The organism is Motilimonas thetidivivens (assembly GCF_046452435.1).
Classification (GTDB): domain Bacteria; phylum Pseudomonadota; class Gammaproteobacteria; order Enterobacterales; family CBDFNC01; genus Motilimonas.
The window spans coordinates 1-15,303 of record NZ_JBKFDK010000035.1 but is presented as its reverse complement, the minus strand read 5'-3'; the positions used below and the strand labels follow the sequence as shown (position 1 = coordinate 15,303).

14 protein-coding genes and 1 pseudogene are annotated in these 15,303 nt (G+C 44.9%); 9 read left to right on the top strand and 6 right to left on the bottom strand.

Annotated elements, in window-relative coordinates:
• Positions 1 to 21 precede the first annotated feature (21 nt).
• Together ACK8OT_RS18485 and ACK8OT_RS18480 are read left to right on the top strand one after the other, a co-directional pair.
• Positions 22 to 1,455: pseudogene (locus tag ACK8OT_RS18485) on the top strand (chitinase); the annotation flags it as partial.
• Positions 1,456 to 1,482: 27 nt separating this feature from the next.
• Positions 1,483 to 2,100: a carbohydrate-binding protein gene (locus tag ACK8OT_RS18480; protein WP_410197992.1), complete on the top strand. Its 618-nt coding sequence runs from the start codon at positions 1,483 to 1,485 to the stop codon at positions 2,098 to 2,100.
• A 53-nt stretch (positions 2,101 to 2,153) separates the two neighbouring features.
• Here the strand turns inward: ACK8OT_RS18480 and ACK8OT_RS18475 are convergent, their stop codons facing one another.
• Positions 2,154 to 2,759, bottom strand: coding sequence for a glutathione S-transferase family protein (locus ACK8OT_RS18475; RefSeq protein ID WP_410197981.1), 606 nt, complete (start codon positions 2,757 to 2,759; stop codon positions 2,154 to 2,156).
• A gap of 123 nt (positions 2,760 to 2,882) precedes the next feature.
• Between ACK8OT_RS18475 and ACK8OT_RS18470 the strand changes: the two genes are divergently transcribed.
• Positions 2,883 to 3,791: a LysR family transcriptional regulator gene (locus tag ACK8OT_RS18470; protein ID WP_410197980.1), complete on the top strand. Its 909-nt coding sequence runs from the start codon at positions 2,883 to 2,885 to the stop codon at positions 3,789 to 3,791.
• A 26-nt stretch (positions 3,792 to 3,817) separates the two neighbouring features.
• Here the strand turns inward: ACK8OT_RS18470 and ACK8OT_RS18465 are convergent, their stop codons facing one another.
• Positions 3,818 to 4,312: a hypothetical protein gene (locus ACK8OT_RS18465; protein WP_410197979.1), complete on the bottom strand. Its 495-nt coding sequence runs from the start codon at positions 4,310 to 4,312 to the stop codon at positions 3,818 to 3,820.
• Positions 4,313 to 4,399: 87 nt separating this feature from the next.
• On the opposite strand from ACK8OT_RS18465, the gene ACK8OT_RS18460 reads away from it, so the two are divergent.
• Entirely contained in the window at positions 4,400 to 4,690 is a 291-nt protein-coding gene (locus ACK8OT_RS18460; RefSeq protein WP_410197978.1) for a DUF1244 domain-containing protein, read from the top strand.
• Positions 4,691 to 4,917: 227 nt separating this feature from the next.
• Positions 4,918 to 5,616 carry an aquaporin Z gene (gene aqpZ / locus ACK8OT_RS18455; protein ID WP_410197977.1) on the top strand — a complete coding sequence of 233 codons (699 nt, stop codon included), beginning with the start codon at positions 4,918 to 4,920 and terminating at the stop codon, positions 5,614 to 5,616.
• Positions 5,617 to 5,703: 87 nt separating this feature from the next.
• On the opposite strand, the gene ACK8OT_RS18450 is transcribed toward aqpZ, so the two are convergent.
• The gene (locus ACK8OT_RS18450) at positions 5,704 to 6,168 is read right to left on the bottom strand and encodes a YehS family protein (RefSeq protein ID WP_410197976.1); all 465 of its coding nucleotides are present in this window, start codon (positions 6,166 to 6,168) and stop codon (positions 5,704 to 5,706) included.
• A 170-nt stretch (positions 6,169 to 6,338) separates the two neighbouring features.
• Positions 6,339 to 7,061, bottom strand: coding sequence for an NAD(P)-dependent oxidoreductase (locus ACK8OT_RS18445; RefSeq protein ID WP_410197975.1), 723 nt, complete (start codon positions 7,059 to 7,061; stop codon positions 6,339 to 6,341).
• A gap of 91 nt (positions 7,062 to 7,152) precedes the next feature.
• Between ACK8OT_RS18445 and ACK8OT_RS18440 the strand changes: the two genes are divergently transcribed.
• Positions 7,153 to 8,046 (top strand): LysR family transcriptional regulator, encoded by an 894-nt coding sequence (locus tag ACK8OT_RS18440; protein WP_410197974.1) that lies wholly within the window; start codon positions 7,153 to 7,155, stop codon positions 8,044 to 8,046.
• A 287-nt stretch (positions 8,047 to 8,333) separates the two neighbouring features.
• Here the strand turns inward: ACK8OT_RS18440 and ACK8OT_RS18435 are convergent, their stop codons facing one another.
• On the bottom strand, positions 8,334 to 8,834 hold the full coding sequence (locus ACK8OT_RS18435) for a hypothetical protein (protein WP_410197973.1): 501 nt from the start codon (positions 8,832 to 8,834) through the stop codon (positions 8,334 to 8,336).
• Positions 8,835 to 9,062: 228 nt separating this feature from the next.
• On the opposite strand from ACK8OT_RS18435, the gene ycaO reads away from it, so the two are divergent.
• The 3 genes from ycaO to ACK8OT_RS18420 all read left to right on the top strand — a co-directional run bounded on the left by ycaO (position 9,063) and on the right by ACK8OT_RS18420 (position 14,697).
• Positions 9,063 to 10,856, top strand: coding sequence for a 30S ribosomal protein S12 methylthiotransferase accessory factor YcaO (ycaO, locus tag ACK8OT_RS18430; protein ID WP_410197972.1), 1,794 nt, complete (start codon positions 9,063 to 9,065; stop codon positions 10,854 to 10,856).
• A gap of 730 nt (positions 10,857 to 11,586) precedes the next feature.
• Positions 11,587 to 13,872 carry a formate C-acetyltransferase gene (gene pflB, locus ACK8OT_RS18425; RefSeq protein ID WP_410197971.1) on the top strand — a complete coding sequence of 762 codons (2,286 nt, stop codon included), beginning with the start codon at positions 11,587 to 11,589 and terminating at the stop codon, positions 13,870 to 13,872.
• A 189-nt stretch (positions 13,873 to 14,061) separates the two neighbouring features.
• Positions 14,062 to 14,697 carry a tellurite resistance TerB family protein gene (locus ACK8OT_RS18420; protein WP_410197970.1) on the top strand — a complete coding sequence of 212 codons (636 nt, stop codon included), beginning with the start codon at positions 14,062 to 14,064 and terminating at the stop codon, positions 14,695 to 14,697.
• Positions 14,698 to 14,842: 145 nt separating this feature from the next.
• Here the strand turns inward: ACK8OT_RS18420 and ACK8OT_RS18415 are convergent.
• Positions 14,843 to 15,303, bottom strand: a 461-nt coding sequence (locus ACK8OT_RS18415) for a GNAT family N-acetyltransferase (RefSeq protein WP_410197969.1), incomplete at its 5' end; no start/stop codon positions are given.

The following is a 15,303-nucleotide window of genomic DNA, read 5'->3' as shown; positions in this document are numbered from 1 at the left end:
GTAAATTTATAAGGACATAACATGTTTAAACTAAAACTGCTTACCGTAATGGTTGGTTGTGGTATTGCCGCAAACAGTTTTGCAATGAACCCACAGCCCGATCCACTGAACCCGACTGGCTACATTGTTTCTAAAGCTGAAATCCAAGCAGCAGAAGACGCGAAAACCCAAAACCCTATGTATGACGTTTGGGCACAAGCACTGCGCACCCGCTCAAATGCTATCGTTGAAGCGATTGAGCCTGGTTTAGCCACTAACCCAGAAAACGTTAAGCGCGTTGAGCGCGTTTTCCCACAAGCTGAGTGGGATTTCTTAACTGCAATGGCGGCACCTGAGTACACCTATACTCGTTTCCTACGTGCAATTGGTAAATTCCCTGCATTTTGTGGCGAATACACCGATGGCCGTGACTCAGACGCTATCTGTAAAAAATCTATCATCACCGCTTTTGCACATTTCTCTCAAGAAACTGGCGGTCATATCGCTAAAGATAACCTATGGGACAACCCACTAGGTTTAGAAGAATGGCAACAAGCCCTAGTACACGTACGTGAAATGGGCTGGTCTGAAGGCCAAGCTGGTTACACCACAGGTTGTGGTCAAAACGATTGGCAAAACAAACGCTGGCCATGTGCTGCTGGTCAAGGTTACTTCGGCCGTGGTGCGAAACAGCTTTCTTACCACTTTAACTATGGCGCTTTCTCTGAAGTGATGTATGACGGTGATGCCACCGTACTACTTAACAACCCTGGCCTAGTTGCTGATTCTTGGTTGAACTTAGCTTCTGCTATCTGGTTCTTCCTAACGCCACAAGCGCCAAAACCAGCGATGCTTCACGTAATCGATCGTACTTGGGTGCCATCACAACGTGAAATCGATGCCGGTATTGGCTACGGTTTTGGTACCACCATCAACGTTATCAACGGTGGTATCGAATGTGGCGAGCAAAACAAAGACAAAGGTCAGCCAGTTAACCGTATCCGTTACTGGGAAGGCCTATCTGAGCATTACCAAATTCCAATCGAAGCCGACGAGAAAAACACTTGTTACCAACAGCTTCCTTACGGCAGCTTAAACCTAAATGGCGCGACTGACGTGCTTTACACTAACTGGGATGGTAACTGGAAATACTACCCAGATCGCCCTGGTAACTTCTCTTTTGAATGTGAGCTAGTTGGTTTCCAAACAGCTTACTCTGCGCTAGTACCTGGCGACTATGAGAAGTGTGTAACTAACTTCTATGAATCACACCAAAACTGGCCTGAAGTGCGCGTTGTTGACGAGATTATTGTCACGCCAGAGCCAAGCCAACCACCTGTCGGCGGTGTGCCATTCTGGGAAGCGAATAAAGTTTACACTGGCGGTGAAAAAGTGTCATTTGGCGGTAGTATTTACGAAGCCAAGTGGTACACCCAAGGTGATGAGCCAAGCAAAGGTGGCCCATGGAAGCTAGTTCAAGGTCCAGGTGTAGAGCCTACACCAGTGCCAACTGCTGAGCCTACACCAGTACCAACTGCCGAGCCTACGCCAGTACCAACTGCTGAGCCTACACCAGTGCCAACTGCTGAGCCTACACCAGTGCCAACTGCTGAGCCTACGCCAGTACCAACTGCTGAGCCTACGCCAGTACCAACTGCTGAGCCTACGCCAGTACCAACTGCTGAGCCACCAGCAGGTGACTTTATCACTTGGGTTCCAGGCAAAACTAAAGTAAGCAATGGTGACAAGGTAACTTACCTAGGTAAATGTTTTGAAGCCAAAAACAACCCTGGCGTATGGGAGTCTCCAACAGCAACTAACTGGTTCTGGAAAGAAATCTCTTGTGGCGCTGCAACAGCACCAACTGCAGAGCCAACGGTAGCTCCAACAGTTGCGCCAACAGTTGCGCCAACGGCTGAGCCAACTGTCGCTCCGACAGCTGAGCCAACGGTTGCACCAACACAACCACCACAAACTGGTGAAACAACTTGGAATAAAAACACTATCTACAACACTGGCGATACCGTTGTTGTTAATGGTGTAACTTATACCGCACAGTGGTGGACTCGTGGTGAAAACCCAGAAACCACAGGCCAATGGGGCGTTTGGAAAAAGAAATAATCCAATAAAATAACCCTAAAAAGCCCCTTACCAGTCATGGTTTGGGGCTTTTTTTATAAGCAAGCCGGTGCAATATAACCTGGTAAAGCTTCAATCCGTTGTAACCAAGACTGCACTGCGCCAAACGGCGTTAAATCCACACCACCTTGCGGCGCTAATTTAATGTAAGAGTACATAGCAACATCGGCTATGGTTACCTTATCCCCTACCAGCCAATCGGCTTGCTGCAATAAACGTTCTAAATATGACAATAATTGCGCTGTTTTTTGCTGCGCACGCGATTCATCAATGGCAGCGCCAAACATTGTTTTTAACCTTAATGCACCAGGCCCATCTAGCAACAATCCTGCGGTTAAACTCAAAAAGCCCTGTACCTTGGCTTGGGTTAGCGGTGCGGTTGGCAGCCAAGACCGGTTTGGATCATAACGCGTCGCTAAATAAATCAAGATGGCATTTGAATCGGTTATTACATTATCCCCATCTTGTAGCACGGGCACTTGTCCAAGTGGGTTAAGAGCCAAAAATGACGCCGATTTTTGCTCGCCTTTAGCAAGATCGACCACCACCTCATTATAGGGTAACCCTAACAAGGACAGCATTAATGCAACCCGATGGCTGTGCCCAGAAAAGGAATGCTGATGCAAAGTAAAATGACTCATGTTGTTCTCCGACTTAACCTGTTTGATAAGGGCATTATGAAAAACTGGCATTTGCAGATAAACCCCATTAGAGTGGAATCACTGTCAACAAATTATTGACAATACCAGCAATGGAGCACTTTCATGGATACAATAATGGGTGTTAAAACCGTGGTCGCCGTGGTCGAAACGGGCTCTTTTACCGCGGCAGCACAGCGTTTATCTCTGTCTAAAGCACTGGTGAGCAAATACATAGGTCAAGTAGAGTCAGAATTAGGCGTGCGCTTGTTTAATCGCACCACACGCCAGCTGGCTCTCACTCAAGCAGGCCAAGACTATTATCAACAAGCACTGCAACTGCTTAATCAATATCAGCAGCTAACTAACAGCGTCAAACAAAACCAGCGCCAACCAAGAGGTAAGCTTTGCATGACAACCTCGGTTACATTTGGTGATACGGTGTTAGCACCATTACTTTGCCAATTCAATCAGCAATACCCAGACGTAACGCTGCAACTCATTTTGACCGACAATAAAGTTGACCTCGTCGCCAAAGGGATAGATCTGGCCATTCGCATTGGTCACTTAAGTGACTCAAGCTTGATAGCCAAAAAAATTCATCAACTCCCGTTAATCCTTTGCGCTTCACCGCACTACCTGAGCCAAGCTCCTGAAATCACGAATGTCAGTGATCTTACAAAACATAATTGCTTGGTCGATAGCAACCACCATAACGGACATCAGTGGCAGTTCATGGATAAACAGAGTGAAAAGCATCAAATCAATGTAATGGGTAACATGGCTATCAATAGCCCGCGCTCACTATGTCGATTGGCGTTAGATGGGATGGGAGTTGCATTGTTACCAGCCTTTCTAGCTAAGGCGTATCTAAATACAGGGGAGTTGGTTAAGCTATTAGACGACTATCAGCCTCCTCAATTTGGGCTATATGCGCTATACCCACACCGCCAATATTTACCCGAAACGGTGCAGTGTATGATTGAGTTTTTGCAGCAACAATTGGCGAGTTCCGCCAGCCCCTTAGCCCTGTAGCCTTGAAATCAGGATAAAAGCACTGATTAGCTACGCATTAATTCTAATAGCTGAGTGTTAAGTTGCACCAAAGCCAAGTTGAGTTGATCGCGTTGTTTCTCAACCATTTCACCCTTTTGTAACTCCAGTTTCTGCAAGGCTTCTTTTACTTTTTTTATTTCATCTTTAGTGGCTTGGATCTGCTCTTGCTTAACCTCTTCGTTCGTCTTCGAGCCTTTACTTAACTCTTGTTGGCGCTGACTTAACAACTGCTGTTTTAGCTTAGCCGTCCCGTCTTCTTTGTCTTCTTGCTCTTGCTGTAGCTTTTGTAACGCTTGAGGAGATAAGGTGACTGAATCTTTAGCCTCATTAGTAGGTGCACTACTCGCGCCATTATCTTGGTAACGAGACACGCTACGCGCTACCGTATTCGAGCTAGCTAACATGCCGGTTTGCTTGTTTTGTTGCTTAGCCGACAAATCAGATTGTTTAGAATGCTCTAGATAAGTATCTGGAGCCGAAGCCCTTGGTGTAATATTCATGTTATTGTTATACCGTTTAATAGCGCCTTGATATTGCCGTTATCGGCTGACAGGACGAAATCTTTAACCCGTATTATGGAGCATGGAATGGATTTATCCACTAAAACTGAACTCGAAGCCGCGGCATTTCGTCGCCTCTTAAGCCACCTTGACGAGCATAAAGAAGTTCAAAATATTGATCTAATGATCACCGCTGACTTTTGCCGAAACTGTTTAAGCAAATGGCTGGCTGCCGAGGCAAAAGCGCGCAATGTGGCGCTCAGCGATGACGAGGCAAGAGAATGGGTTTACAAGATGCCTTATTCGCAATGGAAAGAGCAACATCAATTACCTGCAACCGATGAGCAAATGGCGGCATTTAACGCTAAGAAAAAGTAGTCCATACCCGCAGGCCTTTTGCATTCCCAAAAGGCCCCTTCTCCATATTTCCCGAACACAACTTGCTGTCTTATACACTTAATTCGCCTGAACTTTAGAATTTTTAAGTATTTTTTTCACGTATTAGAAAATTAATACTTGAATCGCCCCTAGCTTATTAATATTTTGTAAACTTAATATAAAAAGATTTATTAATACTACTTGGTAATACTATTAGAGGATGTGAAATGGAACTTTCAAAAAAGATGGCGGCTGAATTTATTGGCACATTTTGGCTTGTGTTAGGGGGTTGTGGTAGTGCTGTATTGGCCGCCGCCTTTCCTGATGTTGGCATTGGTCTGTTAGGTGTGTCGTTGGCCTTTGGTTTAACCGTGTTAACCATGGCGTTTGCTATCGGCCATGTGTCTGGCTGTCATTTAAACCCAGCCGTTTCCTTTGGTCTTTGGGCGGGTGGTCGTTTTTCTGCTAAAGAGCTTGGCCCTTATATCCTAGCCCAAGTGGCAGGCGCGATTGCAGGTGCTGCTGTTTTATATGTCATTGCAAGTGGTCAAGCTGGTTTCGACCTCAGCGCTGGATTTGCTTCAAACGGCTATGGTGAACATTCACCTGGCGGTTATACCCTAACCGCTGCGCTTGTGACCGAAATCGTGATGACCTTTGGTTTCTTAATTGTGATCCTAGGCGCAACTCATAAGCTAGCGCCAGCAGGTTTTGCTGGTATTCCAATCGGTCTAGCTTTAACGCTGATCCATTTAGTGAGTATTCCGGTGACCAATACGTCAGTAAACCCAGCGCGTAGCACGGGTCCTGCACTGTTTGTTGGCGATTGGGCTTTATCTCAGCTATGGCTATTTTGGCTAGCGCCTATTGTGGGAGCCATTTTAGCGGGCGTGGTTTACCGCTGGTTAGCGCCAAACAATGACTAAGAAAACATAATCAAAATCTCGCTGCCAAATTGGTAGCGAGATTCAAATAGTTATAACCGAAAGGGTTAACTTAAAATCAAGGCAGGTTTATTTTTTCGGGCGGTAATGCTCACAAATACCATGTAAGAAGTTACGCAGTAGTTGATCACCGCAAGGCTTATAATTACGTGAGTTAAATTTACGAAACAGTGCACTCATCTCTGGGCGTGATAAGCCAAACCCCGCCTTATCCATGATCTCGAGTAAATCATCTTCTTTTAGTTCCAGCGCAATACGGATTTTTTTCAAAATCAGGTTATTGTTCATTCGCGCTGCCGGAGGTGGGGTAGCGCCTTCACGTGGACCACGGCGATGAATAATCAAGCCATCCAAAAATTTCTCTAGTACGGCATCGGTACACTCAACATAGCCTGCTTCATCTTCCTTTTTTAACAAACAGCTAATCGAAAAAGGTTTGATTTTATGGCCTGCTAGCGCAAAAATCTGCTGCATATCGGCTTCTTTAAGATTGAGGGCGTAACGTAAGCGACGTAATACTAGATTGTGGATCATAAAACACTCCGTAAATTAAGGCGGCTAAACTACCATAAGCCTCGATTTTTATCGAGTAGAATTGCTTTATCGCCAAGATACTTCAGGATTCAAAATTGTCGCTACAGCCCATTCGCTTTTCTGGCTCGGTTACCACCTTAAGCAATCACATACGAGGCCATCACTTACGCCTATTTTTGGTCATATATCACCGGCATTTCATATTTCCAGCGTTGCCATAACGAGCTTGATATGAGCAATGACACCATAAAATGCGCCACGTTGATTCGACTGGTCTGCTGGGGCTTAAATAGGGCGTCATATTGAGGTGAAGCATAGCTAAGATAGCCTGTAGTGGATTCACGCTGGATCAAGCTATCAGGCCTAACCGCAACCCATTCGATGGATGCAGCAGTTTGTTTATCCAAACCTTGTAAATAATTGACGGCTTGTTCGTTATCCTTATGAGGCGGCAGCATAAATCTTAATACGCTAATCACTGCCCGATGTAGCAACGAAACTCGCTCCTGCTGTTGTAAATTTTGCACGCCACTGCTGCTCATCAAAATTAATTTTATTGGCTCAATGGGTTGCAGCGAAGCTATCGCCGTACACAACCGCTTAATCACTGCGCTCACTAAATCTCTTGGTCGTCCATATATCCCAGCCCAAGTTAAGTTGTGCCCTAAACAAGAAATAACGGCTTCACAATCACAAACATGTTGGGCCAACTGCTCTGGGGATAATTCATATACTTGGGCAACGATAATACTTACGCTCGTGTGATCCAGTAATGTTTGATCTAAGCGCGCCTTACTGCGCACGATCAAACGTATTTGAAACCCCTGCTGTAATAACTGCTGGGCGACCAAAGCGCCTGTTTTCCCTGTTGCTCCTAATAGTAATACCGTCATGAATTATCTCCTTTGAATAAAGGCCCCTATTCTATTCATACATAAATGTGATATTAATTAGCCATAAATGCATTAGGGTATACATATTTGTATGAAATGGGATTCAATCAACTTTGACTGGAATCGAACCCGCGCCTTTTTGCTCACCGCAGAAGAAGGTAGTTTATCCGCGGCGGCAAAAGCGTTGGGCGTCTCTCAGCCTACTTTAAGCCGACAAGTTGCAGCCTTAGAGCAAGAGCTAGGCGTGCTGTTATTTCATCGTTCAGGGCATGCCTTAACGTTAACCGATCACGGCATAGCGTTACTCAATGTGGTTCGAGAGATGGGTGACGCCGCCAGCAGATTTGCGATGGTGGCTCAAGGGCACGCAGGTTCCTTAAGCGGCAACGTGGTCATTTCTGCGTGTGAGCTTGACGCCTTGTTCCGATTACCTAAAGTGCTCGCCAAGCTAAGACAAGCCGAGCCGTTGATTTCAATTGAAGTGATTGTAACCAACCAAGTCAGCGATTTAAAACGCCGCGAAGCTGACATAGCCATACGTAATTTCAAACCAACACAAAACAACCTCATCATCAGAAAGTTAGGCGAGGAAACCATTCATCTATACGCAACGCCTGAATATTTATCGGCCATGCCGAAAACGCCAAAGGCATCGCAACTACAAATAATTGGCTTTAGTGACAGTGAGTCGATGCTGGCCCAGCTCAATCAACAAGGTTGGCCTGTTACTCAAGCAAACATGATGCTCTGCACCGATAACCAATCACTGCAAATGCAACTTTGCTACCAGCATTTAGGTTTGATCTACTTAACCCAAGAGGCGGGAGATAGCGATCCCAAATTGCAACGCGCTTTTGCTGGACAATTGCCCCCACTGAACCTACCCATCTGGCTTGTCTGTCATCAAGAGCTTAGAACTAACTTGCGTATAAAACGTGTGTTTGATTTTCTTGCTGCAGAGTTATGCCAGCACCAACGCTCGTAACCCTTTAGCCCAATCAGGGCAAACATATACTGATTTTCAACGTAGAACGACTATGTCTCAAATCAGCGCCGCGCCTAACGACCTACGGCCAAGGCCTACAAACTCTCGCTGAACAAGCATCTTGAAGTAACTTGGGTATATAACCTGCAAAGATAAATGTTCTTTGTACAATAAGCGGTGTTTCATATCAGAATATGTCACTTAATTGGTGGAAGCTGAGCTTACCCAGCGAAAGACATCGATTCCCTGAGCAAGCTCAGGTTCCACAAAAACACCTATCAACAAGCTCAACATCCAAGTTGCCTTAAATTAATCAAAGCTCCCCATTGCTCGGTCTCTGATTGATATAAATACTTGTTAAATGCAAACGAAACGCAGCCTAAGGTGAATCTTTCATGTGCCTCGCTGGTCCAATAAAACATCTTAGTGCCTGAGCATGTGGGTAGCTTGGTTTCGGCTAATTCGGTTAATGACTCAGGATAGTGGCCGTGATTTTGATAATACTGATCCAATTTAGCAATGACGGGGGCGGCACTCATGCGCGCAGCATAATGGACATAGTATAATCCCATCGGGCCGGCGAAGGTAATAAGTGTAAAACTGACTAAACGCACAGCTGAAAATGCCTGTTTTTTTAACCCAGCGGCAACTTGCTCTATGGTTTTGGCTAAGCCAAGCGGAATAGCAAACATACTCACAGTAAAGGCCATGTGACCGGATGAGGCACAAAAGGCGAGCAGAAACATCGCGAAAAACAAGATTAATACCGTTTTATACTGAGGCCGCATGCCTACTCCTTTTACTCATATTATTCATGATGTTACAAGGTACAATAAAAGCAAACTAAACCTTGTGGGCAGCATTAAATAGTAAACAGACAAAAACATCAAACTATTATCAAGAACAATCCCAAGCGAGTTCAAACAAAGACGGTTTTAACCCGAAGTTTACCTTCACCATACAAACGATTGTGATATTCTAGCGCCCTGTGTTTAGCGCAATTTAACGGAAAACCTATGTCGCCAATTGAAACCAACTCCGCTCTTACTTTTATCACGGGTAAAGACGCTGCTTTAGAAGATTCCATCGAAAGCATGCAAGCAAAATTAAAAAGCTTTGGCTTTGATATTGAAGAAGCCTCATGGCTTAACCCTGTGCCTAACGTTTGGTCGGTGCACATTCGTGACAAAGATTGCCCTTTGTGTTTTACCAATGGTAAAGGCGCAAGTAAAAAAGCGGCCTTAGCCAGTGCGCTGGGTGAGTTTTTTGAGCGCTTAAGCTGTAACTATTTTTGGGCTGACTTTTACCTTGGCAAACAAGTCGCTAAAGGCGAGTTTGTGCATTACCCCAATGAAAAGTGGTTTCCTCTTACCGAGGACAACACACTGCCAGCAGGCATATTAGATGATTACCTGCTGGATCATTACGATCCTCAAGGTGAACTGACCGCCAAACATCTAGTGGACTTTAACTCAGGTAACAGTAAGCGTGGCATTTGTGCCCTGCCGTTTACCCGCCAAGACAACCAAGAAACGGTGTACATTCCGATGAATATCGTCGGCAACCTTTACGTCAGTAATGGTATGTCTGCCGGTAACACTAAAACCGAAGCGCGAGTGCAGGCACTTTCTGAACTGTCTGAACGCAGCGTAAAAAATAAAATCATTGCCGATGGCATCAGCTTACCTGAGATCCCTGCTAAGGTTATCGCCCAATACCCAAGCATCAAGGCATCGATTGACAAATTAGAAGCCGAAGGTTTCCCTATTTACAGTTACGACGCTTCGTTAGGTGGTAAATATCCGGTTATCTGTGTGGTGCTACTCAACCCAAATAACGGCACCTGTTTTGCCTCTTTTGGTGCTCACCCTAAATTTGAAGTGGCGTTTGAGCGCACCGTAACCGAGCTGCTACAAGGCCGTAGCTTAAAAGACTTAGACGTATTTTACCCGCCAACCTTTGATAACGAAGAAGTGGCGGATCACCACAACTTAGAAACCCACTTTATTGACAGCGCGGGTTTGATTTCTTGGGATCTGTTTAAGAAAAAAGCCGATTTTGAGTTTGTGCACTGGAACAGTGAAGGCAGCTCGCCCGAGGAATTTGCCGCTTTGATCGCAGCCTTTGATGAATTAGAGCAGCCTGTTTATATCGCCGATTATGAGCATCTAAATGTGTACTCTTGTCGCGTGTTAGCACCCGGCCTATCGGAAATTTATCCGGTCGAAGAGTTAGTATGGCGCAATAACTCAGCGGGTATCAAGCTGCGTAAACTCATGTTTAAACTTGCTAAAGATTGGTCTAATCAAAAGCAAGCCGCCAAGGTGCTCGCTTATTTAGATGAACAAGATTACAGCGAGCAAGAGCGTATTTTTGAGCTAATTGGCCTTGCCTTCCCCGCTGGTAACCCATGGAAAACCTTACGTGTAGGTGAATTAAGAGCCTTGCTACTGGTGACCTTAGGTGAATTTGATGAAGCGCAAGAATGGGCACAATGGACCGCCGATTACGGTCAATCGACATTAAGCCCTGAACGTCAACGCTTCTATGATTGCTTAAATCAAGCGTTGCAACTTGAGCTCGACGAAGATCGTAAACGTAAACAATACCTAGGCGTATTCCAGCGTATGTATGGTGAGCAGTTAGTTGAGCAAGTGTTTGGCTTAATCGATCAAACTCATACGGATAACGGCTTAAGTGAAATCAGCGATAAGCTAATCAATCAACCTTTGCATCATAAGCTGATGGCGGCGTATGAAAAACTGCAACGCGCGAAAGCCAAACACGCGAAAAAATCCCACAAGCTGTAATTAAGTTTCGGTCAATAACAACAAAAGTGGCTTCAATGGCTACTTTTGTTGTTTCGGCCATGAGTCCTACTTTCCCTCATCAACCCATATAAACACTGGTTAGACAGCTAAATTTAAGTAAACAAACAGCTCGCGATGATAAAATTTCACCAACCCATCAAAATCACAAAATGTAGTAAAATTACAAAAACAAACCCAATATAGCTGATCACGATCAATTTTTGGCGCTTTCTCGTCTGTTATATTTTGTTTTAGAGAAAATGAAACGCGCAGGTGAGGAGGAGAACAGTGATGTTATTTAAGCAAACAATGCTGGATCTCGAGGTTGCTTTTTTACCCCGTGTATTACCTAACCGAATCGTTTCACCTCGCTCTTTTCCCATCCTAAATATTTATCTATTTCTTAAGAAGAATCAGTCTATTAATCTGTTGGTAAAGTACTTTGTTTATGCCCTTTGGCCGTTAGCTAAGCTGTTAGGGTTTCCCCCTACTTTAGCGACAGTTAAGTAACGGAAACTAGTACTGGTAAATACAGCTTAGGTCGATTAGTCTAGATATAAATAATAGGTGGTTAAAAAATAACAACAAAATAATTAATACTTACAACCATGGGTAAGTTAATTAGCTGATTATTTTGACGAAGTAGCAAACATGGTAAGAATCAAGGTTGATGAGAAATGACTTTTTTCTCATCGAAGAATAATGAGTAACATACAGTAGGAATACCGTTATGGCAGATCTAAAAGAGCAATTTACCCAAGCTTGGGCTGGCTTCACCGCTGGTGACTGGCAAACCGAGGTAAATGTGCGTGACTTTATCCAAAAGAACTACACTCCTTATGAAGGCGATGACTCTTTCTTAGCTGGTGCGACACCAGCAACCGACGCCCTATGGGAAAAGGTAATGGAAGGCATCAAGCAAGAAAACAGAACCCACGCACCGGTTGATTTCGATACCTCTGTTATTTCTACTATCACCTCACATGATGCTGGTTATGTAAACAAAGATCTTGAAACTATCGTTGGTCTACAAACTGAAGCGCCACTTAAGCGTGCTATCATTCCTAACGGTGGTATTCGCATGGTTGAAGGTGGTATTGCCGCTTACGATCGCGAACTTGACCCAGAAGTTAAGAAAATCTACACAGAATACCGTAAGACTCACAACCAAGGCGTATTTGACGTTTACACTGGCGACATCATGAAATGTCGTAAGTCTGGCGTACTAACAGGTCTGCCTGATGCATATGGTCGTGGTCGTATTATCGGTGACTACCGCCGCGTAGCACTATACGGTATCGACTTCCTAATGGCGGACAAAGCTAAGCAACACAAATCACTAGAAGCTGAGCTAGTAGCGGGTACTAAACTAGAAGATACCATCAAGCTACGTGAAGAAATCTTCGAGCAATACCGTGCCCTAGGCCAAATGAAAGAAATGGCGGCAAAATACGGCTTTGACATTTCTAACCCAGCAACAACAGCACAAGAAGCTATCCAGTGGACTTACTTCGGTTACCTAGCTGCGGTTAAATCACAAAACGGTGCTGCAATGTCTTTCGGTCGTACTGCGACTTTCCTAGACGTGTACATCGAACGTGACCTACAAGCAGGCAAAATCACCGAAGACCAAGCGCAAGAGCTAATCGACCACCTAGTAATGAAACTACGTATGGTTCGTTTCCTACGTACGCCTGAATACGATACGCTATTCTCTGGTGACCCAATCTGGGCAACTGAGTCTATCGGTGGTATGGGTACAGATGGTCGTACTTTGGTTACTAAGAACTCATTCCGTTTCTTAAACACCCAGTACACCATGGGTCCATCGCCTGAGCCAAACATCACGGTACTTTGGTCTGAGAATCTACCAAGCAACTTTAAACAGTACTGTGCTAAGGTTTCTATCGATACCTCATCTATCCAGTACGAAAACGACGATCTAATGCGTAACGATTTCGACAACGATGACTACGCTATCGCATGTTGTGTATCGCCAATGATCGTGGGCAAACAAATGCAGTTCTTCGGCGCTCGTGCCAACCTAGCTAAAACGCTACTTTACGCCATCAACGGCGGTGTAGACGAGAAGCTAAAACTGCAAGTAGGTCCTAAGACTATCCCTGCAATCACTTCTGAAGTATTAAACTACGAAGAAGTGTACGCTAACCTAGACCACTTTATGGACTGGCTAGCAGAGCAATACGTCACTGCACTTAACTGTATTCACTACATGCACGACAAGTACAGCTACGAAGCAGCCCTAATGGCACTGCACGATCGCGACGTATCTCGCACTATGGCATGTGGTATCGCAGGTCTATCTATCGCAGCTGACTCACTTGCGGCCATTAAGTACGCTAAAGTGAAGCCAATTCGTGACGAAGACGGCATCGCAGTTGACTTTGAAATCGAAGGCGATTATCCGAAATTTGGTAACAACGACCCACGCGTTGATGACATTGCATGTGAGCTTGTTGAAAGCTTCATGAAGAAAATCAAAGCACGTCCAATGTACCGTAACGCTCGCGCTACCCAATCTATCCTAACTATCACTTCAAACGTGGTATACGGTAAGAAAACAGGTAACACACCTGACGGTCGCCGCGCAGGTACCCCATTTGCACCGGGTGCAAACCCAATGCACGGTCGTGACGAAAAAGGTGCGGTTGCATCATTAACATCGGTATCTAAACTGCCGTTTGCTTACGCACAAGATGGTATCTCTTACACCTTCTCTATCGTGCCAAACGCACTAGGTAAAGATGATAACTCACAGCGCGCTAACCTAGCAGGTCTAATGGACGGCTACTTCAAGCACACCCCTGATGTAGAAGGCGGTCAACACTTGAACGTAAACGTAATGAACCGTGAAATGCTACTAGATGCAATGGAAAACCCAGACAAGTACCCACAACTGACTATCCGTGTATCAGGTTACGCTGTACGTTTTAACTCGCTAACCAAAGAGCAACAAAACGACGTTATCACGCGTACCTTTACTAACTCGCTATAATAGCTCGCTGTAACAGCTTGCATTAACTAGCGTTAGTCAACGTATCAAGCCACCTTAACTAAGGTGGCTTTTTTGTTCTTACCTTCGAAAATACCGCATTAACCCACTATAAACTCCGAGCTAACTTGGCTAGGCTTTTCATTCGCTTTGCTCCATTATGTATAAACCTCTCAACCCTAGGGACAACATATGAAAAGCTTACTGAATTCCTTAATAAAAGCCGGTAGCGACTACCTTGAGAGCGACTCTGGCAATAAAAATAAAGGCAAGCATATCGCTCAGGGTGCAGCATTAGGTGGTCTGGCGACAATGCTGCTGGGCAACAAAAAAATCAAGAAGATGAGCAAAAAACTAGGTAAAAACGCCCTCACCCTCGGCGGTACTGCCGCCATAGGTGGCGCCGCCTATTATGCTTGGAGCAAATGGAAGGAAAGCCAAGGCAGTGGTCAAAGTGCCAGCGTGAGCCTTAGCGAAGAACAAAAAGCCCCCGTTCTACTACAAGCCATGATCTTTGCGGCTAAATCCGACGGTCATATTGATGAGCAGGAAAGAGCCAATATCGACAATGCACTTTCAGCCATGGCGCTGGATGTCGACACAGATGCAGCTATCCGTCGCTGGCTAAATGCCCCACTGGATGCAAACGCGCTGGCCGCACAGGTAAACGATTTGGAATTTGCCAGCGAAGTGTATATGGCCTCTCTGCTGGCGATAGAAGTAGACCATTTTATGGAGCGAGCCTACCTAGATGAACTGGCTAAAGCCCTAAAACTGCCAGAGGAGCTTAAGTTTAATCTGGAGCAAGAAATCGAACGGGCTGAATAATGATGAGAACAGGCTTGACCGTTTTCGGTTTGTCACAGCTATATTTTGTCTGTTGCTTTTTAGATTTCACTCGCGGCGAACATAATACTGGGTGTCGGCTGTGCGGCACCGATTTTTATTGTCTGGCTAATAACGAAGTGATTATTTAGGCAGAGATCACCTTAACTAACTCGATATCATTCAGAATAACATCATTGGCTCGCTCCTTATTGCTTTCACCAGTAGGGGAAAAACCTTGCTTTGTATAGAAATTCAAAGCACGTACATTGCTATCAAGAGCCCATAGCGATACTTTCTGAGCGTTCAAAGTGCGAAGTATACTTTCGCATTTATCATAGAGCAGTTGACCGATACCAACCCCTATTTTATTAGGATCAATGTAAATTGAACTCAGATCATATATATCAGTGCCTTTCAAAGTTTTTGGCTGCCCAAAACACAAGAATCCAGATACCCCTTCATCACCCTCAGCAACTAAAACTACCGCTAGGTCTCGCTCTATGATGTTCGACCATAGTTTTTGGCGTTTTTCCAATGTATAACTTTCGATATAACTGCGAGGCATTAAACCTTTGTACGCATATGCCCACGCAATAACGTGTATAT

Coding starts and splice junctions, on each gene's coding strand:
- ACK8OT_RS18460 (WP_410197978.1), top strand. CDS start 4,400: ATGGATTTATCCACTAAAACTGAACTCGAAGCCGCGGCATTTCGTCGC.
- ACK8OT_RS18440 (WP_410197974.1), top strand. CDS start 7,153: ATGAAATGGGATTCAATCAACTTTGACTGGAATCGAACCCGCGCCTTT.
- ACK8OT_RS18465 (WP_410197979.1), bottom strand. CDS start 4,312: ATGAATATTACACCAAGGGCTTCGGCTCCAGATACTTATCTAGAGCAT.
- ycaO (WP_410197972.1), top strand. CDS start 9,063: ATGTCGCCAATTGAAACCAACTCCGCTCTTACTTTTATCACGGGTAAA.
- ACK8OT_RS18470 (WP_410197980.1), top strand. CDS start 2,883: ATGGATACAATAATGGGTGTTAAAACCGTGGTCGCCGTGGTCGAAACG.
- ACK8OT_RS18420 (WP_410197970.1), top strand. CDS start 14,062: ATGAAAAGCTTACTGAATTCCTTAATAAAAGCCGGTAGCGACTACCTT.
- ACK8OT_RS18475 (WP_410197981.1), bottom strand. CDS start 2,759: ATGAGTCATTTTACTTTGCATCAGCATTCCTTTTCTGGGCACAGCCAT.
- pflB (WP_410197971.1), top strand. CDS start 11,587: ATGGCAGATCTAAAAGAGCAATTTACCCAAGCTTGGGCTGGCTTCACC.
- ACK8OT_RS18445 (WP_410197975.1), bottom strand. CDS start 7,061: ATGACGGTATTACTATTAGGAGCAACAGGGAAAACAGGCGCTTTGGTC.
- ACK8OT_RS18435 (WP_410197973.1), bottom strand. CDS start 8,834: ATGCGGCCTCAGTATAAAACGGTATTAATCTTGTTTTTCGCGATGTTT.
- aqpZ (WP_410197977.1), top strand. CDS start 4,918: ATGGAACTTTCAAAAAAGATGGCGGCTGAATTTATTGGCACATTTTGG.
- ACK8OT_RS18450 (WP_410197976.1), bottom strand. CDS start 6,168: ATGATCCACAATCTAGTATTACGTCGCTTACGTTACGCCCTCAATCTT.